The 19,188-nt window shown below is 63.3% G+C and carries 19 protein-coding genes; 17 read left to right on the plus strand and 2 right to left on the minus strand.

Features of this window, described 5'->3' with window-relative positions:
- The first annotated feature begins 2 nt into the window (after window positions 1–2).
- Genes LGH82_RS12500 through LGH82_RS12530 form a run of 7 tightly spaced genes read left to right on the plus strand, consistent with a single transcriptional unit; the run spans window position 3 to window position 6,977 of the window.
- Entirely contained in the window at window positions 3–1,163 is a 1,161-nt protein-coding gene (locus LGH82_RS12500; protein ID WP_227348766.1) for a CaiB/BaiF CoA transferase family protein, read from the plus strand.
- Between the two features lie 20 nt (window positions 1,164–1,183).
- Window positions 1,184–2,329 (plus strand): extracellular solute-binding protein, encoded by a 1,146-nt coding sequence (locus LGH82_RS12505; RefSeq protein ID WP_413771467.1) that lies wholly within the window; start codon window positions 1,184–1,186, stop codon window positions 2,327–2,329.
- A gap of 23 nt (window positions 2,330–2,352) precedes the next feature.
- Complete coding sequence (locus tag LGH82_RS12510) at window positions 2,353–3,540, plus strand: ABC transporter substrate-binding protein (RefSeq protein WP_227348768.1); 1,188 nt, start codon at window positions 2,353–2,355, stop codon at window positions 3,538–3,540.
- Between the two features lie 57 nt (window positions 3,541–3,597).
- Window positions 3,598–4,335 carry an ATP-binding cassette domain-containing protein gene (locus LGH82_RS12515; protein ID WP_227348769.1) on the plus strand — a complete coding sequence of 246 codons (738 nt, stop codon included), beginning with the start codon at window positions 3,598–3,600 and terminating at the stop codon, window positions 4,333–4,335.
- Window positions 4,328–5,071, plus strand: coding sequence for an ATP-binding cassette domain-containing protein (locus LGH82_RS12520; protein ID WP_227348770.1), 744 nt, complete (start codon window positions 4,328–4,330; stop codon window positions 5,069–5,071). Before LGH82_RS12515 ends, LGH82_RS12520 begins: the two co-directional genes overlap by 8 nt.
- Window positions 5,068–6,006 (plus strand): ABC transporter permease, encoded by a 939-nt coding sequence (locus LGH82_RS12525; protein ID WP_227348771.1) that lies wholly within the window; start codon window positions 5,068–5,070, stop codon window positions 6,004–6,006. The genes LGH82_RS12520 and LGH82_RS12525 overlap by 4 nt, the downstream gene beginning before the upstream one ends.
- Before the next feature lie 5 nt (window positions 6,007–6,011).
- On the plus strand, window positions 6,012–6,977 hold the full coding sequence (locus LGH82_RS12530) for an ABC transporter permease (protein WP_227348772.1): 966 nt from the start codon (window positions 6,012–6,014) through the stop codon (window positions 6,975–6,977).
- A gap of 22 nt (window positions 6,978–6,999) precedes the next feature.
- Here the strand turns inward: LGH82_RS12530 and LGH82_RS12535 are convergent, their stop codons facing one another.
- Together LGH82_RS12535 and LGH82_RS12540 are read right to left on the minus strand one after the other, a co-directional pair.
- The gene (locus LGH82_RS12535) at window positions 7,000–7,836 is read right to left on the minus strand and encodes an amidohydrolase family protein (RefSeq protein ID WP_227348773.1); all 837 of its coding nucleotides are present in this window, start codon (window positions 7,834–7,836) and stop codon (window positions 7,000–7,002) included.
- A 66-nt stretch (window positions 7,837–7,902) separates the two neighbouring features.
- The gene (locus LGH82_RS12540; protein WP_227348774.1) at window positions 7,903–8,691 is read right to left on the minus strand and encodes an IclR family transcriptional regulator; all 789 of its coding nucleotides are present in this window, start codon (window positions 8,689–8,691) and stop codon (window positions 7,903–7,905) included.
- Between the two features lie 160 nt (window positions 8,692–8,851).
- On the opposite strand from LGH82_RS12540, the gene LGH82_RS12545 reads away from it, so the two are divergent.
- The 10 genes from LGH82_RS12545 to LGH82_RS12590 all read left to right on the plus strand — a co-directional run bounded on the left by LGH82_RS12545 (window position 8,852) and on the right by LGH82_RS12590 (window position 19,174).
- Window positions 8,852–10,171, plus strand: coding sequence for an ABC transporter substrate-binding protein (locus tag LGH82_RS12545; protein ID WP_227348775.1), 1,320 nt, complete (start codon window positions 8,852–8,854; stop codon window positions 10,169–10,171).
- 136 nt (window positions 10,172–10,307) lie between these two features.
- Window positions 10,308–11,204 carry a carbohydrate ABC transporter permease gene (locus tag LGH82_RS12550; protein ID WP_227348776.1) on the plus strand — a complete coding sequence of 299 codons (897 nt, stop codon included), beginning with the start codon at window positions 10,308–10,310 and terminating at the stop codon, window positions 11,202–11,204.
- A 2-nt stretch (window positions 11,205–11,206) separates the two neighbouring features.
- On the plus strand, window positions 11,207–12,073 hold the full coding sequence (locus LGH82_RS12555) for a carbohydrate ABC transporter permease (RefSeq protein ID WP_227348777.1): 867 nt from the start codon (window positions 11,207–11,209) through the stop codon (window positions 12,071–12,073).
- A 1-nt stretch (window position 12,074) separates the two neighbouring features.
- Window positions 12,075–13,172, plus strand: coding sequence for an ABC transporter ATP-binding protein (locus LGH82_RS12560; protein WP_227348778.1), 1,098 nt, complete (start codon window positions 12,075–12,077; stop codon window positions 13,170–13,172).
- A 2-nt stretch (window positions 13,173–13,174) separates the two neighbouring features.
- Entirely contained in the window at window positions 13,175–14,287 is a 1,113-nt protein-coding gene (locus LGH82_RS12565; protein WP_227348779.1) for a mandelate racemase/muconate lactonizing enzyme family protein, read from the plus strand.
- Between the two features lie 9 nt (window positions 14,288–14,296).
- Window positions 14,297–14,626 carry an L-rhamnose mutarotase gene (locus LGH82_RS12570; RefSeq protein ID WP_227348780.1) on the plus strand — a complete coding sequence of 110 codons (330 nt, stop codon included), beginning with the start codon at window positions 14,297–14,299 and terminating at the stop codon, window positions 14,624–14,626.
- Entirely contained in the window at window positions 14,619–15,695 is a 1,077-nt protein-coding gene (locus LGH82_RS12575; protein WP_227348781.1) for a Gfo/Idh/MocA family protein, read from the plus strand. Before LGH82_RS12570 ends, LGH82_RS12575 begins: the two co-directional genes overlap by 8 nt.
- Window position 15,696: 1 nt before the next feature.
- The gene (locus LGH82_RS12580; RefSeq protein ID WP_227348782.1) at window positions 15,697–16,155 is read left to right on the plus strand and encodes a MaoC/PaaZ C-terminal domain-containing protein; all 459 of its coding nucleotides are present in this window, start codon (window positions 15,697–15,699) and stop codon (window positions 16,153–16,155) included.
- A gap of 347 nt (window positions 16,156–16,502) precedes the next feature.
- The gene (locus tag LGH82_RS12585; RefSeq protein ID WP_227348783.1) at window positions 16,503–17,537 is read left to right on the plus strand and encodes a substrate-binding domain-containing protein; all 1,035 of its coding nucleotides are present in this window, start codon (window positions 16,503–16,505) and stop codon (window positions 17,535–17,537) included.
- A 98-nt stretch (window positions 17,538–17,635) separates the two neighbouring features.
- Complete coding sequence (locus tag LGH82_RS12590; RefSeq protein ID WP_227349567.1) at window positions 17,636–19,174, plus strand: sugar ABC transporter ATP-binding protein; 1,539 nt, start codon at window positions 17,636–17,638, stop codon at window positions 19,172–19,174.
- Window positions 19,175–19,188 lie beyond the last annotated feature (14 nt).

Raw genomic sequence — 19,188 nt, forward strand, 5'->3', positions numbered from 1 at the left:
TGATGCCGGCAGCAGCCGAATTGCCGCTTGCCGGTCTCGTCGTCGTCGACATGAGTCAGTTCCTGTCCGGGCCTTACTGCTCGCTCAGGCTGCTCGATCTCGGCGCCCGCGTCATCAAGATCGAGCGGCCGGATGGCGGCGACCTGTCGCGCCGGCTCTATCTCAGCGACACCGAGATCGGCGGCGATTCCACCATCTTCCATGCCATCAACCGGGCCAAGGAGAGTCTTGCCATCGACCTCAAGAACGAGGCCGATCTCAAGGCGCTGCGCGCGTTGCTGACCAAGGCCGATGTGCTGATCCAGAATTTCAGGCCGGGTGTCATCGAGCGGCTGGGCCTCGACTACGAGGCTGTCCGCAAGATCAATCCGCGGCTCGTCTACGCCTCCATCAGCGGCTATGGCGAGGACGGTCCGTGGGTCAAGCGTCCCGGCCAGGACCTGCTGGCGCAGTCGCGGTCCGGGGTGATGTGGCTGAACGGCGACGAGGACCAGGGTCCGGTGCCGTTCGGCCTTGCCATCGGTGACATGCTGGCTGGTGCCGCCTGCGCGCAAGGCATCCTGGCAGCACTTGTGCGGCGCGGCATCACCGGCCAGGGCAGCCATATCGAAACCAGCCTGCTCGAAGCGCTGGTCGACTTCCAGTTCGAGGTACTGACCACCCATCTCAACGATGGCCGCCGCTTGCCCAGGCGATCCAACTTCCGCAGCGCGCATGCCTATCTGTCGGCACCCTATGGCGTCTATCCGGCCAAGGACGGTTACCTCGCCATCGCCATGACGCCGATCCCCAAGCTTGCCGATCTGCTGTCGCTTAGCGAATTGGCGCCCTATCGCGACAGACCGGCTTCGTGGTTCACCGCGCGCGATGACATCAAGGCGATCATCGCCAAGAGGATCGCCACCAAGACGATCGACGAATGGCTGGCCATCCTAGAGCCCGCCGACATCTGGTGCGCCAAGGTGCTGACCTGGCCGGAAATGCTGGCAAGCGAAGGGTTCCAGTCGCTGGACATGCTGCAGACGGTGACGCGCGAGGACAACGTATCGATCCTCACCACCAGTTCGCCGCTCAGGGTCGACGGCGTCCGTGCGAAGGTGGACCGGGCAGCGCCGCGCATTGGCGAGCACAGTGCGAGGATACGCGAGGAATTCGGTCTGTGAGCGTGCGCACCCTCAAGGGCATGACCTGGAGCCACCCGCGTGGCTACGATCCGATGGTCGCCTGCTCGTCCCTGTGGGAGCAGAAGACCGGCGTTGCCATAGAATGGGACAAGCGCTCGCTGCAGGATTTCGAATCCTTTCCCGTCGAGGAACTGGCGCGCGCCTACGATTTGATCGTCATCGACCATCCGCATGTCGGCCAGATCACCGCCGAGCATTGCCTGGCGCCACTTGATGTTTCCGGCCGGGAAGCGGACCGCGCGGCGCTCAAGGACGGCAGCCTTGGCCAGTCCTATCCGAGCTACACATGGCAAGGTCACCAATGGGCATTTCCGATCGACGCGGCCAGCCAGGTGCAGGCGTGGCGACCGGATTGGCTCGATGCGGCGCCAACGCGCTGGTCCGAGGTGCTCGACCTGGCGCGGCGAGGACATGTCCTGTTGCCGCTCAGGCCGCCGCATTCGCTGATGACGCTCTACACGCTGGCCGGCAATCTCGGGAAGCCGTGTGCGACCGATGCGTCCCGCGACCTCATCGACCTCGCGACCGGCAAGCAGGTTTTCGAGATGATGCGAGAGATCGCCGATGTCATTGACCCGGCCTGCCTTGGCATGGACCCGATCGCCGTTTCCGAGGATATGGCCGCGTCCGGCTCGCGAACATTGTGCGCGCCACTGATCTATGGCTATGTTTCCTACGCCATCGCCGGTTTCCGGCCTGCCCCCCTCGCCTTCGCGAATATCCCGGCCGCCCGCGATGCGGGCCCCGTCGGCTCGGCGCTGGGTGGCACCGGCATTGCCGTCTCGGCCTTTTCAGGGGCGAAGCATGCGGCGATCGACTTCGCCTACTGGATCGCCAGCGACGACGTGCAGCGCGGCCCCTATGCTGCAGCGGGCGGCCAGCCCGGCCACGCTTCAGCCTGGGAAGACCAAGCGGTCAATGCAGCGACCGGCAATTTCTACAAGGCGACGCGCGCCACGCTCGACGGCGCATGGGTCAGGCCACGTCACGATGGCTACATGGCGTTCCAGCAGAACGCGTCCGATCGTATCAATCTCGGCCTGGTCGAGCGGCACGCCGCCGCTCCCGTCATTGCCGATCTCAATCGCCTGTTTCGGGACAGTTTCCCGGCGCGGGTGTCCGGCGCTGCCGGTGGAGGAGCCTGAAACAACTAGAACGGAGGAGAACAATGAAAAACATGATCCGCGGCCTTCTGGCCGCAACCGCCTTTGTATCGACCGCAACCGTTGCCTATGCCGAGGATGTGCAGGGCGTGATCGCGGGACTGCCGACTGAACTGAAGGCGCAGTATGACGGCGCGCCGCAGAAAATCCTGCCCTCGGCCTGGGACAATTTCACGCCGCCGCCGAAGCCGTGGAAATGGTGCCATTCAGAATCCTACCAGGGCAATCCTTGGCGGGTCACTGTAACCAAGGAACTGAAGCGGCTTGTCGACGGACTGATCGCCGACGGCACCGTGTCCAGTTTCGAAGTGTCGGATTCCAACAACGACGCCAGCCAGCAGATCAACCAGATCCGCGCCTTCATCGACAAGAAGTGCTCGATCATCACCTCGATCCCCGGCTCGGCGACAGCACTGGATGACGCCATCGATGCCGCCGCCAAGGCCGGCATTCCCTTCCTGACCGCCGCCGGATCGGTCACCAGCCCGAACGCCATCAATGTCGATTCCAACTATGCGCGCTGGGGCTATGACATGATGACGGCGATCGGCAAGGCCGACCCGAACGGCGCCAGCATCCTTTTGGTCGAGGGCATTGCCGGTCACCCGATCGTGGTGCAGGAACGGCAGGGCGCCGACAAGGCGCTGGCCGAAAATCCCAAGCTGAAGATCGCGCGCAACGTCAACGGCAACTGGACGGCAAACGTCACCAAGACCGTGGTGCTGCAGGCGATCGCCACCAATCCGGCGCCGATCGATGCGGTGTGGACGACAGGCAGCGAAAGCCGCGTCGTCGCGGAAGCGTTCGCGCAGGCCGGAAGGCCTGCTCCGCTGATCACCGGTTCGATCACCGGCGATGCGCTGGGCTACTGGAAGGCCAATCCCGAGAAGTACCGCTTCGAAGGCCATGCGGTGCTGCCGCACTGGACCGCAGAGACGCTGTTTCGCATCGGCGTGCGCATGCTCGATGGCCAGAAGCCCAAGCTGAACACGCTGCTGATCCCTATCCCGCCGGTTCACAGCGCGGACCTTGGCGCCTGGTACAAGGACTGCATGACGCCGGACGCGGTTTCGATCTTCCCGGTCCCGCCAAAGGACCCGATGCCGGAGGAATGGCTGAACGCCTATTTCGCCAATCCGGCGCCGACCCAGGGCTGGGATTATTCGAAGGTGCCGGACGCCTGCGCCAAGTAATATCTTGAAGGCCGGCGCCGCACGCGCGGCGCCGGCCTTCCTCATCAGGAACCCGCCATGCTGGAAGTCCAGGATGTCTCGAAACGCTATGGCGAAACGGTTGCGCTGGCGAATGCCTCGATCGCGTTTCGCGCCGGTACGATCCACACCATCCTCGGCGAGAACGGCTCGGGCAAGAGCACTCTTGTCAAGCTGCTTTCCGGGATCGTTCAGCCGGACGGCGGTGCCATCCGGCTCGATGGAACGCCCTTTTCCGGCTTTGGACCGGCTGCCTTCCAGGCAGCCGGGTTTGCCACAGTATTCCAGGAAGTGCTGATCGCACCCGACCGCTCAGTCACCGACAACATCCTGCTTGGGCTCGATGGCCTGCTCAAACGCGCGGTGCCCCGAGGCGAGCGAAAGCAGCGCGCGCAAGCCGTACTGAAACAGTTCGCGGTGACCGAGATCCCGCTTGATTATCCGGCCGGACAATTGCCGCTTGCGGTCCAGCAACTGGTTGTTCTTGCCCGCGCGGTGGTTCGCACTCCACGCATTCTCATTCTCGACGAGGTGACGGCCGCGCTCGACTTTGCTGACCGCGAGGCGGTTTTCGCCATGATGCGCAAGCTTGCCTCGGAAGGCTGCCTGATCCTGTTCATCACCCATCGCATGGACGAGGTGATGGCGCTTTCAGACCGGATTTCCGTACTGCGCGGCGGCAATGTGGTGGCAACGGAAGAGCGCGGCGCGTCCACCGCTTCCGAGTTGCTCAAGGCGATGGCGCCGCGCACCGCGGCGGAGCTCACGCATGGCTGAGCTGACCGCCCTTTCGGTGCGCGGCCTGGTCATCGCGCCCGGCGCCGCCCCCGTGACACAGACGATGGCACCCGGCGAGATCGTCGGCCTTGCCGGTCTCGACGGCCATGGACAGGAGCGGTTCCTGAAAGCGCTGGCTGGCCTGGAGAAACCTGCCAGTGGCGATGTGATCATCGACACGCCGGGAGGGTCGCGCGCCGTCACCAGTTTTCGCAAAGCGGTCGCCAGCGGCATTGCCTATTTGCCGCGCGACCGGCGCGCCACCGGCATCTTTCCGACCCAGTCGGTGCTGGACAATTTCGCCGTCTCGACGCTGTCGCGTGACATGCGTTTCGGCTTGCTGAATTTTTCACGGCGCCGGCAGCGCTATGAAGCGTATCGCGAAAAGCTCTCCATCGTCGCGCCACGGCCGGACGCCGCGATCACCACGCTTTCAGGCGGCAACCAGCAGAAGGTTCTGTTGGCCCGGGCGCTGGCGCTGGAGCCGGCTTTCCTGCTGCTCAACGACCCGACGCGCGGCGTCGACGTGGCGACGCGGCATATCCTTTACGACGTATTCCGGGGGCTGGCCGCCGACGGCATGTCGCTGGTCATCCTGTCGAGCGAGATCGAGGAAATCCTGCTGCTGTGCCATCGCGTCCTGGTTTTCCGTGAACAGCAGGTGGCGGCTGAAATCACCGGAGAGCAGATGAACAGCAACGCCGTGATCGCCGCCATGTTCGGACGCGCGGCATGATGGGCTCCTGGCGCAAATTGCGCGGCGCGGGTTTCGCGGTCGTGCTGCTGGTCATTCTGGCGGCGGTCAATCTGCTGCTCAACCCGGCCCGTTTCCACCCTTCAGCCTGGGGCACGCTGATCGGTCTTGCCGCGCCGCTGATCGGCGCGGCTGTTGCCTCGGCTCCCGTCATCCTCGCCGGACGCGGCGGCGACATTTCCGTCGGACCGCTGATGGGTTTCGTCAACGCGATCGTCATCCAGATGCTGTTCCTGACGCTAGGCGTCTCTTCGCCGTTGATCATCGTGCCGGCGGCGCTGCTGATCGGTGCGTTGGTCGGGGCCGCCAACGGCTTCCTGGCCACCGTCGTGCGCATCCAGCCGATCGTCGCGACACTGGGCACCTACCTGATCCTTGCCGGCATAACGCTGACCATCCTGCCGGCACCGATCGGCCCAGCCCCGGCATGGCTGAAGGCGATGGCAGGCCCTTGGTCGGCTGTGCCGCTGGCGCTGATCTTCCTGTTCTGGTGGCTGGTGCGGCAGACCCCCTACTACGACCAACTGATGGCCGTCGGCAGTGACGATCGCGCCGCCTATACGGCCGGCGTTCCCGTCACCAAGGTCCGTTTCATCGCCTATGTCATGACCGGCATGCTCGCCGCTTGCGCGGGCCTGATGCTCACGGCGCTGATCGGCTCGGCCGATCCCAACATCGGACCGACCTACACGCTGATCGCCATCGCCGCCGTGGCGCTTGGCGGCGTCAGCCTTGCCGGCGGGCGCGGCGGACTTCTGGGCGCCGCGATCGGCGCCATCGACATCTTCCTGCTGCAGAGCGTGCTGACCGCTTTCAACGTCTCAACCTATGTGCTGCAGATTGCCTATGGCGTCATCCTCGTCGTGGCCGTCATCATGACGGCGCTGCAGGAACGGCTCTCCGGACGGAAAGGCTGACAGACATGGCCCAGACCTGGTTCCAGTCCACCAATGCCCGCGTCGCCGGCGCCTTTGCCGTCGCTGTTGCCTTGCAGATTGCCGGCACGTTGCTGATCCCCGGCTATTCCGCGCCGTTCGCGATCCGCGCGTTGCTGGTCATCGCCTCGCTGCTGGCGGTGGCATCGATCGGCCAGACGCTCGTCGTCATCCTCGGCGGCATCGACCTGTCGATCCCCTTCGTCATCGGCTTTGCCAATGTCGTTGCCGCGCAACTCTATGGCAACGGCATGAACTTCGCTGTCGTCTGCCTTATCGTCGGTGTGCTCGCCATCCTGATCGGCGCGCTGAATGGGCTGATCTCGCGCGGGCTGAACATCCACCCGCTGATCGTCACGCTCGGCATCGGCATGATCGTGCAGGGCGCCGTCCTGTTGTGGACGGGAGGCTTTCCATCCGGATCGGCGCCCGAGGCGGTTTCCAACTTCGTTTCAATTGGCGGATCGATCGGACCGCTGCCGGTGCCGGCGGTGGTGCCATGCGTAGCGGTGCTGGCGTTGCTGGTAACCGTCGTGCTCGCGCGCACGCCCTATGGACGCCGCCTCTATGCCGTCGGCAGCAACCCGGAGGCAGCCCCCCTAGCGCTGATCGACCCCGTGCGCATGTGGACGATAACCTATGCCGCGAGCGCTTTCTTCGCCGCCGTGGCCGGGGTGCTGCTGCTCGGCTTCACCGGCTCGGCCTATGGCGATGTCGGCCAGCCCTATCTGTTCCAGACGATCGCCGCGGTGGTGGTCGGTGGTGCCGCCCTCGTCGGCGGCCGTGGCAATTATTTCGGCACCATCGCCGGCGTGCTGGTGCTGACGGAGATCAACACACTGCTGATCGGGCTCGGCTTCCAGCCCTCGACGGTGCAGGCGGCCCTTGGCTTCGTCATCGTGCTGCTGGTGTCGCTCTATGGCCGCGAGCGCCACGTGTCGGCGACGATCTGAGCCCCAGCGCGGTTTGGCCGTTCTAGAGGCTCCACAGCCGCTTGGCGTTGGCGGACAGAAGCATTGTGCGTTCATCCGGGCTTGCGCCGCCGATCAACGCGTGGGTGGCCGCCACCCAGGTCGCGAGGCCGCCGCCAAGCGTGCAGACCGGCCAGTCGCTGCCCCAAACGACGCGGTCCCAGCCGAAGCATTTGATGGTGTGTTCGACATAGGGGCGCAAGGCGTCGACGGTCCATGACCCTGCATCCGCATAGGCGACCACGCCGGAAATCTTGGCGACGACATTGGGTCGCCGTGCGATCTCCGCCATATGCTCGCGCCATGGATGCTCCGCGCCGCCCTTGATATTCGGCACGCCGCAATGGTCGAGGACGAACTGGACGTCGGGCGTGAGATCGGCAAGCGCGATCGCCTTGGGTATCTGGTGCGGCAGGACGACGAGATCGAAGCTCAGGCCGGTGCCGGCAATCCGCTTGATGTTTTCACGAAACAGCGCACCCTCCGAAAGCGCGTCCGGCATGACGTGAAGCACGCGGCGAAAACCCTTGACGAAGGCATCGGCCCGCTGACGCTCGAGATAAGCGGCAAAGTCCACATCTTCCGGACGGCAGGAGGCGATAACCCCGCGCAGCAGACTGCCCTTCTGTCGTGACTGCGCTTTCACATGGCTGGTTTCGGCCTCGATGTCGGCCGGATCGACATCGACCTCCATATGCAATGCGCCCTCTATGCCTGCGCGGCGGGCCTGGATTGCATATTCCTCATGGGAGAAATCGCGGTTCAGCGCGGGTGCGCCGCCGAGCCAGGGGTAGCGCAGTGCCGACAGGTCGATGAGGTGCAGATGGGTATCGAAGATCATGGCGGCGCGTTCCTCCGTGGCGATTTCGGATCATCTCACGGAGAAATCATTCATTCAAATAAGAATTCACTTGCCTTGCTTCACGGCTGACCCGGCGAGGTGCGAGAGTTTTTCCGCCGCAACCTGCAGCAGTCCGATCGTGCGGGTGATGTCGGGCGACTGGGGCGAATTGACCAGGGTTATGTAGGGGACCGAAAGTGCCGCGATCGCCTTGCCGTCCGATCCCAATACGGGTGCCGACAGGTTGAAAACGCCGGCTGTCTGCAGCGAAGCCATCATCTCGTAGCCACGATCGCGGATCTGGTCGAGGCGGGTGAAGAACTCCGGCGACTGGGCGGGCTTGTCGGTGCTGCGCATGTGCTCGGAGATCATCATCTGCCGCTCTTCCGGCGAGCGGAAGGCGAGCAGCACATGCCCCGAACCGGTGTCGAACAGGCTGATGTGCGAACCGACGCGAATGGAGATACCCCAGTAGTCCGGGGCTTCCTGCTGCGCGATCACCACCGCCGAACCACGGTCGAAGACGACGAGCTGGTTCGCCTGCTGCGAGGTTTCGGCAAGTTCGCGCATCAACGGGGTCGCGTAGGAAACCAGTCGGCGCACCGGCGCATGCAGTTGCGCCAGCCCAAACAGTTTGAGCGTCAGCGAATAGCGATCGCCGTCCGGGCGCGTGACATAGCCTCGCCGCACTAGGCGATCCAGCATGCGGTAGAACTCATTGGGGCTGCGATCGAGTTTCTTGGCGATTTCCGCCTGTGTCAGGCCGCCATCGACGCCAGCCAGCAGCTCGAGAATGTCGAGCCCCTTGTCCAGCGCCGGCGCCCGATAGCGGTCGTCATCCTCATCCTCGGCCATGGTCGTTCCCCAGTGAATTCGAGCCTTCATATACGCATAGCGGCCGCGCATCCGAAAGAACTTTCGGCTTGACGATGTATAAATGTTTTGTTTGTATATGAATGAAGTCTGTCCTGCGGCCATGTCATGGCCGTCGATGCGGGCTCTTTGGGAGGAACCAATGAAGAGATTGATTTCCGGCCTGTCGGCCGGCGTAACGCTGCTTGCTTTCGGTGCGGGCACTGCCTTCGCCGGCGACCTGCCCGGCAAGTTCGAAGGCGTCACCATCGACGCCAAATTGATTGGCGGCCAGCAGTATGAGGCGCTCTACACGCGTATCGGCGAGTGGGAGAAGGCGACCGGCGCCAAGGTCAACATCCTGACCAAGAAGAACGGCTTCGACATCGACAAGGAGCTGAAGTCGGACATCGCTTCCGGCAGCACCAACTGGTGCGTCGGCTGGAACCATTCCTCCTTCGCGCCGCAATATACGAGCCTCTACACCGACCTCAGCAAGCTACTGCCCAAGTCGGAGATCGACGCGTTCGTGCCGTCCACGATCAAGTCGGCGACGATTGGCGGCAAGCTGGAGATGCTGCCGCGCGCGCAGTTCGACGTTTCGGCGCTCTACTATCAGAAGAGCCTGTACCAGGACGAAGCCAAGAAGGCCGCCTACAAGGCCAAGTATGGCAAGGACCTGGTGCCACCCGACACGTGGGACGAGGTTGCCCAGCAGGCCGAATTCTTCGCCAGCCCGCCCAATTTCTACGGCACGCAATTCGCCGGCAAGGAAGAGGCGATCAACGGCCGCTTCTACGAGATGGTCATCGCCGACGGTGGGCAGTATCTCGACAAGGACGGCAAGCCCGCCTTCAATTCGGAGGCCGGCGTGCACGCGCTCGACTGGTTCGTCAATCTTTACAAGGCCAAGGCGGTGCCGGCCGGTACGACCAACTATCTGTGGGACGATCTCGGCCAGGGCTTTGCCTCGGGCACGATCGCCATCAATCTCGACTGGCCGGGCTGGGCAGGCTTCTTCAACGATCCGAAATCGTCGAAGGTCGCCGGCAATGTCGGCGTGAAGGTGGCGCCGATGGGCTCGGCCGGCATTCGCACCGGCTGGTCTGGGTTCCACGGCTTCTCGGTTACTGAAAACTGCCCCAACAAGGAGGCCGCGGCCTCGCTGGTGTGGTGGCTGACGAATGAGGACAGCCAGAAGCTCGAAGCCGCCGCCGGCCCACTGCCGACCCGCACCGCGGTGTGGGAATGGGACCTGAAGCAAGCCGAAAACGACCCTTACAAGAAGGAAGTGCTGACAGCTTTCCAGGAAGAGGCAAAGCACGCCTTTGCGGTTCCGCAGACGCCTGAATGGATCGAAATCTCCAACGCCGTCTATCCCGAACTGCAGGCCGCCATACTTGGCGACAAGACGTCGAAGCAGGCACTGGACGACGCTGCCGCCAAGGCGACGCAGATCCTCCAGGACGCCGGCAAACTTTGATATCCTCCCCCGGGGGCGCCGCACTTGTGAAAGGGTGGCGTCCCCGAACTGTTTCCAGAACCCTAGTGCTTTGTCTTGATCTCCGTTCGCCGGTGGCGGCCTTCGGTGTCCGGGCACCAACCAGAACCGGATCGACATGAAAGGCTGGAGACCCTCGGCACCGTTCCTGCTTCTGCTGCCGGCCATCATCGTGCTGGCAGCGGTGGTCGTCGTGCCGCTGTGCCTGTCGCTTTATTCGAGCTTCACGCCGTTCCGGCTGACCCGGCCGGAGACCTTCTGGGTGTTCATCGGCCTTCGCAACTATGCGACCATCCTGGCCGACTGGAACTTCTGGGTAGCTTTCCTGCGCACCGTCGTGCTGCTGACCGTGGCGCTCAATCTCGAAATGCTGCTGGGGCTCGGCCTGGCATTGCTGGTCGAAAAGGCGTCGCGCGGACAGCGCCTGCTGCGCACCATCATGATGTTCCCGATGATGTTCTCGCCGATCCTGGTCGGCTTCCAGTTCAAGTTCATGTTCAACGACAATATCGGCCTAGTGAACAACGCGCTCCAGGCGCTTGGCCTGACCGACCGCGCGATCCCGTGGCTGATCGACGGCAAGCTCGCCTTCTTCGCGATACTGACGGCCGAAATCTGGTCTTCGACCTCGGTGTTCGCGATCCTGATCCTTGCCGGGCTGCTGGCCATGCCGCGCGAGCCGGTCGAGGCCGCCCGCGTCGACGGCTGCACGCCCTGGCAGACGTTTCGCTACGTGACGTGGCCGTTCATCATGCCATTCGCCTATATCGCCATGACAATCCGCTCGCTGGACGTCGCCCGCGCCTATGACATCGTCAAGATCATGACCGATGGCGGCCCGGCTGGACGTACCGAGCTATTGTGGACGCTTGTCGCGCGCACCGGCTACAGCGATTCCAGGATGGGCATGGCCAACGCCATGGCCTATTTCTCGATCCTGCTGTCGATCCTGTTCACCGTTTACTTCTATCGCAAGCTCGCCGCAGCGCGCTCGCAAGTCGCGGCGGAATGGTGAGCATGGACCAGAACGCCGCCCACCGTCTGCGCCGCCGTGCCTTGAGCATTGCCCACGCCGTCGCCCTGTTCCTCGCCATGCTGGTTATCTGCCTGCCCGGCATCTGGATCGTGCTGTCGTCGCTGAGGCCTACAGTCGAGATCATGGCCAAGCCGCCGGTGTGGATACCCCAGGAGGTTTCGCTCGACGCCTATGTCGCCATGTTCAGCGGCATCGGCAAGGGCGGCATTCCCGTGCTCGACTACTTCCGTAACTCGCTGATCATCTCGGTGACCTCCACGATCATCGCCATCGCCATCGGCATGGCCGGCGGATACGCCTTTGCCCGCTACCGCTTCCGCGCCAAGTCGGCGATGTTCCTCGGCCTGATGCTGACGCGCACCGTGCCTGGCATCGCGCTGTCGCTGCCGCTGTTCTTCGTCTACGCAAGGCTCGGCATCATCGACACGCATTTCGGGCTGATCCTCGCCTATGTCGCGCTCAATGTGCCGTTCACTATCTGGCTGATCGACGGCTTTTTCCGCCAGGTGCCGAAGGACCTAGCCGAAGCCGCCCAGATCGACGGCTGCACCCGCTGGCAGGCGTTCTGGCAGGTCGAGTTTCCGCTCGCCGGACCCGGCATCGCTTCCGCCGGCATTTTTGCCTTCCTGACGTCGTGGAACGAGTTCGCGCTTGCCTCGCAGCTAACGCGTTCCGTCAATTCCAAGACGCTGCCGGTCGGGCTGCTCGACTACACGGCCGAATTCACCATCGACTGGCGCGGCATGTGCGCGCTGGCCGTGGTCATGATCATTCCGGCACTCACGCTTACCTTCATCGTCCAGAAACATCTCGTCGGCGGCCTGACCTCCGGCGCGGTGAAAGGCTGACATGGCAACCGTATCCCTGAAGAAACTCACCAAGAGCTATGGCCCCGTAGGGGTCGTGCACGGCATCGACCTCGATGTCGCCGACCGCGAGTTCATTGCCCTCGTCGGGCCCTCCGGCTGCGGCAAGTCGACAACCCTACGCATGATCGCCGGCCTCGAGGATATCAGCAGCGGTGTGATCGAGATCGGCGGCCGCAAGGTCAACGACCTGCCACCGCGCGCGCGCAACATCTCGATGGTGTTCCAGTCCTATGCGCTCTACCCACACATGACGGTGCGCGAGAATCTCGGCTTCTCGCTGAAGATCGCGGGAGCGGCGAAGGAAGACATGGACCGGCGCGTCGCGGAGGCCTCGGCCATCCTCGGCCTCGACACGCTGCTGGACCGCCGCCCCTCCCAACTGTCCGGCGGCCAGCGCCAGCGCGTCGCCATGGGCCGCGCCATCGTGCGCGATCCCGATGTCTTCCTGTTCGACGAGCCGCTGTCCAACCTTGACGCCAAGCTCAGGACGCAGATGCGCACAGAGATCAAGAAGCTGCATGCCAAGGTGAAGTCGACGGTGATCTACGTCACCCACGATCAGGTCGAGGCGATGACGCTTGCCGACCGCATCGTCATCATGCGCGACGGCCACATCGAACAGGTCGGCACGCCGGACGAGGTTTTCCGGAGGCCTGCGACACGCTTCGTAGCCGGCTTCATCGGCTCACCGCCGATGAACCTGCATGAAGCGGTCGTCGACGCCGGACAGCTGCTGTTCGCCAGCGGCGAAAAATTGCCCCTGCCCAGCCAGTTCAAGGCGAATGTCACCGCCGGCGACAAGGTCGTGTTCGGCCTTCGGCCCGACGACATCTATCCGACAGGCCACGGCATCAGCTCCGGCGCCGACGCCGACGTCCACCAGTTGGAGTTGCCAGTGATCGTGACCGAACCGCTCGGCAACGAGACGCTGGTGTTCGTCGAATTCAACGGCAGCGACTGGGTATCGCGCATGCTCAACCCGAAACCGCTGCGGGCCGGCGATCATGTGAAGATGAGCCTGGACCTTTCGCAGGCGCATCTGTTTTCCGCTGCAACCGGACGGACATTGCGAGGCTAGCCATGGCAAGAATCGAGAAAGTCGAACTGCGGATCGTCGACCTGGTGCCGAAGGTCAAGCGCACCGACGCGATCCAGAGTTTCGTCAGCCAGGAAACGCCGATCGTCACCATCACTGACTCTGATGGCGCGGTCGGCACCGGCTACAGCTACACGATCGGCACTGGCGGCTCCTCGGTGATGCGGCTGTTGTCCGATCATCTGGCACCCAGGCTGATCGGCCGCGACGCCGACATGATCGAGGCGATCTGGCACGAGCTTGAATTCGCCACCCACGCCACGACGATCGGCGCGATCACTGCTATTGCGCTGGCGGCCATCGATACCGCGCTCTGGGACCTGCGGGCGAAAAAGCAGGGCCTGCCGCTGTGGAAGCTGGCCGGCGGCGCCAAGGATCGGTGCCCGCTCTACACTACAGAGGGTGGCTGGCTGCACATCGAGACCGAGGCACTGGTCGACGATGCGCTCGCCGCCAAGGCCAAGGGGTTTCGCGGTTCGAAGGTCAAGATCGGCAAGCCGCATGGATCCGAGGACCTTGCCCGCCTGACGGCGGTGCGCAAGGCGGTCGGCGATGGCTACGAGATCATGACCGACTGCAACCAGGGTTTTTCCGTCGATGAGGCGATCCGCCGTGCCGGGCGGTTGCGCGAACTCGACCTGGCCTGGATCGAGGAGCCGCTGCCGGCCGATGACATCGATGGGCATGTGCGCCTGTCGAATGCAACGTCGACGCCGATCGCCATCGGCGAGTCGCTCTATTCGATCCGCCACTTCCGCGAATACATGCAGAAAGGCGCCTGCTCGATCGTTCAGGTCGATGTCGGCCGCATCGGCGGCATTACGCCCTGGCTGAAGGTCGCGCATGCGGCCGAGGCGTTCGACATTCCGGTCTGCCCGCATTTCCTCATGGAACTGCATGTCAGCCTGACCTGCGCCATTCAGAACGGCAGGTATGTCGAGTATATTCCCCAGCTTGACGATCTGACCGGCAAGAAGATGCGCATCGAGGACGGACATGCATTGGCGCCGGAAGAACCGGGCATCGGCATCGACTGGGACTGGGATGCGGTCAAGGCGAAGAGCATCGGCGAGTTCACCACGACAATAGTGAAATAGGGAGCGGACATGCAGCGGATGGGAATGGTGCTCGGCCTGAAGCCGGAAAAGGTCGCTGAATATGTGCGGCTTCACGCCGCCGTCTGGCCTGATGTCCTGACCATGATTTCCGCCTGCAACATCAAGAACTACTCGATCTACCTGAAGCAGCCGGAAAACCTGCTGTTCAGCACGTTCGAGTACCACGGCACGGATTACGCCGCCGACATGGCCAAGATGGCCGCCGACCCCAGGACGCAGGAATGGTGGGCGGTCTGCATGCCCTGCCAGGAGCCCTTACCGACGCGCAAGGAAGGCGAGTGGTGGGCAACCATGGACGAAGTCTTCCATCATGACTGATGGTGCTTTCGATCCGGCCTCACTCTCGCAGGCGTGGGCGCGGCCGTCAAAACCCAGACCGATCGTGATATTCGGTGCCGGGTCGATCGTCGGGGATGCGCATTTGCCGGCCTACAGAAAAGCTGGCTTCCCGGTTGCCGGACTTTTCGATCCCGATCAGGCCAAGGCGCAGCAACTGGCGGACACATGGGGCATTGCCGTCTACCGGTCGGTCGAGGAAGCCGCATCCGCCGAGAATGCTATCTTCGATCTCGCGACGCCGCCGGCCCGTCATGCCGATGTGCTCGGAAAACTGCATGATGGCGCGGTGGCGCTGATCCAGAAACCGATGGGCGGCGATCTCGGCGAAGCCACTGAAATCCTGCGGACCTGCCGCGCCAAGAACCTCAAGGCCGCCGTGAATTTCCAGCTCCGCTTCGCGCCGATGATGCTGGCGCTGAAGGACGCGATCGCCAGGGGGTGGCTGGGCGACATCATCGATTTCGATGCCTGGCTGGCGCTTGCGACACCATGGCAACTCTGGGAGTTCCTGCAGACAGCGCCGCGCGTCGAGATCGCCATGCATTCGATCCACTATCTCGACCTGATCCGGCAATTGCTCGGCGACCCCAAGGGGATTCACGCCAAGACGCTCGGCCATCCCAACCACAAGGTCGCGCAAACACGTACCAGCGCGATCCTCGACTATGGGGATACCGTGCGCTGCGCGCTGTCGATAAACCATGACCACAAATTCGGCCGCCGGCATCAGGCCTGCGAATTCCGCGTCTGCGGCACCGAGGGCGCTGCGTACCTCAAGCTCGGGCTCAACCTGGACTATCCACGCGGAGAGTCGGACATCCTCGAAATCTATCCGAAAGGCGGCTCCGACTGGGTCACGGTGCCGCTTCAGGGCGAATGGTTCCCGGACGCCTTTATCGGCCGCATGGCCAATGTCCAACGCTATGCGTCCGGCGAGGACACCGAACTCGTCAGCTCCGTCGAGGATGCCTGGAACACGATGGCGCTTGTCGAAGCCGGCTATCAATCGAGTGCCGCGCCGACGACACCGATCGCGGCGAGGCCCTGACATGGAGCAGACAGTTTATTTCGAGGACTACGAGATCGGCGCGTCGCGCACCACCAGCGGCCGCACCATCACCGAGACCGACTTCATCGTCCATGCCGGCCATACCGGCGACTTCTTCCCGCATCACATGGATGCCGAGTTCATGAAGACGACGCCGTTCGGCCAGCGCATCGCGCATGGCACGCTGGTCTTCTCCGTGGGCATCGGGCTGACGGCAAGCGTCGTCAACCCCGTTGCCTTTTCCTATGGCTACGACAGACTGCGCTTCATCAAGCCGGTGTTCATCGGCGACACGATCAAGACCCGCACCACCATCGCGGCCAAGGAAGACGATCCAAAGCGGCCCAATTCAGGTCGAGTGATCGAGCGTTGCGAAGTGATCAACCAGCATGGGGAGGTCGTGCTGGCGGCTGATCACATCTACATTGTCGAGCGTCGCGACAAGTCGACGCCAAGCTAAAAACTCGGTTTCCAAAGCCGTCGGCCCGTTGCTCCCGCTATCGTCGATCTCCTGCATCGCCGAGTTGCCCGCTATAGCCATTTGGCCGGGATCGCATCTCATCGACCGATATTCCCAGATCGTCAGGACGACGCGCCCGACTGCGCTCGTTCGAGCTTGCAGATCAAACTTGCCTGCTATACTCTGAAATATATTTCACTATATGAATTTTATTGACACAACGCAGGCAGACTGCAATTGTCGAAACGTCGGGGTTCAGGAGGAAGTCCGGCGACAATCAATCCACAGTGCGGCGCCCTGGGCGCTCGCGACGCTTATTGAGAATGGCTTCGGCCAGGGGAGGAAACTTGCGCAAATTTCTGAGCACGCTCGCGATCGCGGCGGCTGCATCGACCTGCTTGGGTTCGGTTCAGGCGCTTGCCGGCGAAACCGCAAACCCGTTCAAGTGCGAGCCGGGTGAGAAATACGTCATGAACGTCATGGTCTCGGGGGTCGAATACTGGTTCCCGGTCTACGAGATGTTCAAGCAGGCCGGCCAGCAGTTCGGCTGCGAGACCGCCTATACCGGCACGCCGGAATATGACGTCAACAAGCAGATCGCCACCTTCGACCAGGCCCTGGCGCAGAAGCCGGCCGGCATCCTGGTGCATCCGATGAACTCCGATCCTTTCATCGAGCCGATCAATCGCGCCATCGAACAGGGCACCGCCGTGGTGACCTTCGCGGCGGACTCGCCCAACTCCAAGCGCATCTCCTACATCACCTCCGACAACAACGCGGAGGGCACCTACGCCGCCGATGCTGTTGCCAAGGCGATGGACGGCAAGGGCGAATATGCCGTGCTGGAAAACCCCGGCCAAGACAATCACGACAAGCGCGTCAATGCCTTCGTCGCGCGCATGGAAGCCAAGTGGCCGGACATGAAACTCGTCGGCCGCGCCGCCTCCAACCAGGATCCGACCAAGGCCTATCAAGCGGTCCTGAGCCTCGCCCAGGCGCACCCGAACCTCGGCGCCGTGTTCATGCCCGAAGCCAATTCGGCGATCGGCGCGGCACAAGCAGCCAAGGAAGGCGGCGGCAAGATCCGCGTCATGCTGGCCGACGTCAACGCCAAGATCCTCGACATGATCAAGGCCGGCGAGATCTACGGATCGGTCAACCCCAACCAGGGCATGCAGGGCTATATGGGCTTCATGCTGTTGTGGCTGGCCAAGCATCCCCAGCTGATCGACCCGATGAACGACGCCAAGCGTTCGGGCTTCAACGCCATGAGCGTGCCCTTCGTCGACAACGGGTTCGCCATCGTGACCGCCGAAAACGCCGATGATTTCTACTGGGACAAGTACCTGAAGCGGCGCGGCACCAAGGGCATCGACGAGTAAGCCCGATCTCCATGCCCCGGCGCGCAGCCGGGGCCGACAAAGTCGGAAGGGGGCGCTTGCTCCCTTCCCCTGAAAGCGCCCATCGCAGGGAGTATGGCGTGGTCGAAACGCCCATTCTTGAAGTACGCGGCCTGTCCAAGGCGTTCGGCCCGGCCAAGGCGCTGGACGACGTGCGGTTCGAACTCCGGCGCAGCGAAATCCATGCGCTGTGCGGCGAGAACGGCGCAGGCAAGTCGACGCTGATGAACATGATCGCCGGCGTCCTGCAGCCCGACCAGGGCGATATCCTGATCGACGGACAGCGTGTCTCGATCCCCTCGCCCTCAGCGGCGCAGCGGCTGGGCATCGCACTCGTCCACCAGGAGATCGCGCTGTGCCAGGACGCGACGGTCGCCGAGAACATCTACATGGCGGCGATCAACAGCCGCCGCGCGCCGCTGATGAACTATCAGAGGCTCCATGCCGACGCCCAGAAGATCATGGACCTGCTCGCCCCCATTCCGGTGCGAACCAGGGTCGCCGACCTTTCCATTTCCAACCAGCAACTCGTCGAGATCGCCAAGGCGCTGACGCTCGACTGCAAGGTGCTGATGCTCGACGAGCCGACGGCGGCGTTGACCGAGAGCGAGGCGCAGCGCCTGTTTGCGATCGTGCGCGGCCTCAGGCAGCGCGGCATCTCCGTCGTCTACATCAGCCATCGCATGGCCGAGATCTTTTCGCTGTGCGACCGCGTTACCGTCTTCCGCGACGGCCACTATGTCGCCACCGACCCGATCGAGCAGACATCACCCGATGACATCGTCCGCAAGATGGTTGGCCGCGAGATTACCCAGCTCTATCCCGACAAGCTGGCGCCGCAAGAACCCGGACGGCTCTTGCTCGACGTCGACGCGCTTTGCGACGGCCAGCGCTTCAATGACGTGTCCCTGCAACTTCGTGCCGGCGAAATCCTCGGCATCGGCGGGCTGATCGGGGCTGGACGCAGCGAGATCGCGCAGACCATCTGTGGCCTGAGGCCCACCACCTCGGGAACTGTCGCGCTCGACGGCAAGCGCTTGCGCATCCGCAATTATAGCGACGCGGTGAAAGCCGGGCTCGTCTATCTCTCCGAGGACCGCAAGGGCTCCGGCGTGTTCCTCGACATGCCGATCGCGGCAAACATCTCGGCGCTCGACCTTGGCAAGCTGACCGGAGCGCTCGGATTGCTCGACCGCAGGGCCGAGGACAGCCAGGCGACCGAGCTGACCAAAAAGCTCGGCGTGCGCATGGCCGGCATCGATGCCACTGTCTCGACGCTGAGCGGCGGCAACCAGCAGAAGGTGGCGATCGCCAAGCAGCTGTCGATCGACCCCAAAGTCATCATCATGGACGAGCCTACGCGCGGCATCGACGTCGGCGCCAAGGTCGAAATCCACCGCCTGCTGCGGCAACTCGCCGGCAAGGGCGTCGGCATCGTCGTCATCTCATCGGAACTGTCGGAGCTGATCGGCCTGTGCGACCGCGTCATCGTCGTGCGCGAAGGCAGGATCGCGGGCGAACTCGACGCCGACGAACTTGGCGAGGAAGCCATCATCATGCTCGCCTCGGGCGTCCAGAAAAATTCAGTTCAGCAAAAGCAGGCCCAGAATGTCGCCTAGGGAAGCGGGAGAAA

The organism is Mesorhizobium sp. PAMC28654, assembly GCF_020616515.1.
Classification (GTDB): domain Bacteria; phylum Pseudomonadota; class Alphaproteobacteria; order Rhizobiales; family Rhizobiaceae; genus Mesorhizobium.

What these genes read in the sequence shown, in the direction of transcription:
- LGH82_RS12545 (WP_227348775.1), top strand. Translation starts at nt 8,852, where the DNA reads ATGAAGAGATTGATTTCCGGCCTGTCGGCCGGCGTAACGCTGCTTGCT.
- LGH82_RS12525 (WP_227348771.1), top strand. Translation starts at nt 5,068, where the DNA reads ATGATGGGCTCCTGGCGCAAATTGCGCGGCGCGGGTTTCGCGGTCGTG.
- LGH82_RS12500 (WP_227348766.1), top strand. Translation starts at nt 3, where the DNA reads ATGCCGGCAGCAGCCGAATTGCCGCTTGCCGGTCTCGTCGTCGTCGAC.
- LGH82_RS12535 (WP_227348773.1), bottom strand. Translation starts at nt 7,836, where the DNA reads ATGATCTTCGATACCCATCTGCACCTCATCGACCTGTCGGCACTGCGC.
- LGH82_RS12515 (WP_227348769.1), top strand. Translation starts at nt 3,598, where the DNA reads ATGCTGGAAGTCCAGGATGTCTCGAAACGCTATGGCGAAACGGTTGCG.
- LGH82_RS12530 (WP_227348772.1), top strand. Translation starts at nt 6,012, where the DNA reads ATGGCCCAGACCTGGTTCCAGTCCACCAATGCCCGCGTCGCCGGCGCC.
- LGH82_RS12565 (WP_227348779.1), top strand. Translation starts at nt 13,175, where the DNA reads ATGGCAAGAATCGAGAAAGTCGAACTGCGGATCGTCGACCTGGTGCCG.
- LGH82_RS12520 (WP_227348770.1), top strand. Translation starts at nt 4,328, where the DNA reads ATGGCTGAGCTGACCGCCCTTTCGGTGCGCGGCCTGGTCATCGCGCCC.
- LGH82_RS12510 (WP_227348768.1), top strand. Translation starts at nt 2,353, where the DNA reads ATGAAAAACATGATCCGCGGCCTTCTGGCCGCAACCGCCTTTGTATCG.
- LGH82_RS12505 (WP_413771467.1), top strand. Translation starts at nt 1,184, where the DNA reads ATGACCTGGAGCCACCCGCGTGGCTACGATCCGATGGTCGCCTGCTCG.
- LGH82_RS12550 (WP_227348776.1), top strand. Translation starts at nt 10,308, where the DNA reads ATGAAAGGCTGGAGACCCTCGGCACCGTTCCTGCTTCTGCTGCCGGCC.
- LGH82_RS12555 (WP_227348777.1), top strand. Translation starts at nt 11,207, where the DNA reads ATGGACCAGAACGCCGCCCACCGTCTGCGCCGCCGTGCCTTGAGCATT.
- LGH82_RS12560 (WP_227348778.1), top strand. Translation starts at nt 12,075, where the DNA reads ATGGCAACCGTATCCCTGAAGAAACTCACCAAGAGCTATGGCCCCGTA.
- LGH82_RS12540 (WP_227348774.1), bottom strand. Translation starts at nt 8,691, where the DNA reads ATGGCCGAGGATGAGGATGACGACCGCTATCGGGCGCCGGCGCTGGAC.
- LGH82_RS12575 (WP_227348781.1), top strand. Translation starts at nt 14,619, where the DNA reads ATGACTGATGGTGCTTTCGATCCGGCCTCACTCTCGCAGGCGTGGGCG.
- LGH82_RS12570 (WP_227348780.1), top strand. Translation starts at nt 14,297, where the DNA reads ATGCAGCGGATGGGAATGGTGCTCGGCCTGAAGCCGGAAAAGGTCGCT.
- LGH82_RS12580 (WP_227348782.1), top strand. Translation starts at nt 15,697, where the DNA reads ATGGAGCAGACAGTTTATTTCGAGGACTACGAGATCGGCGCGTCGCGC.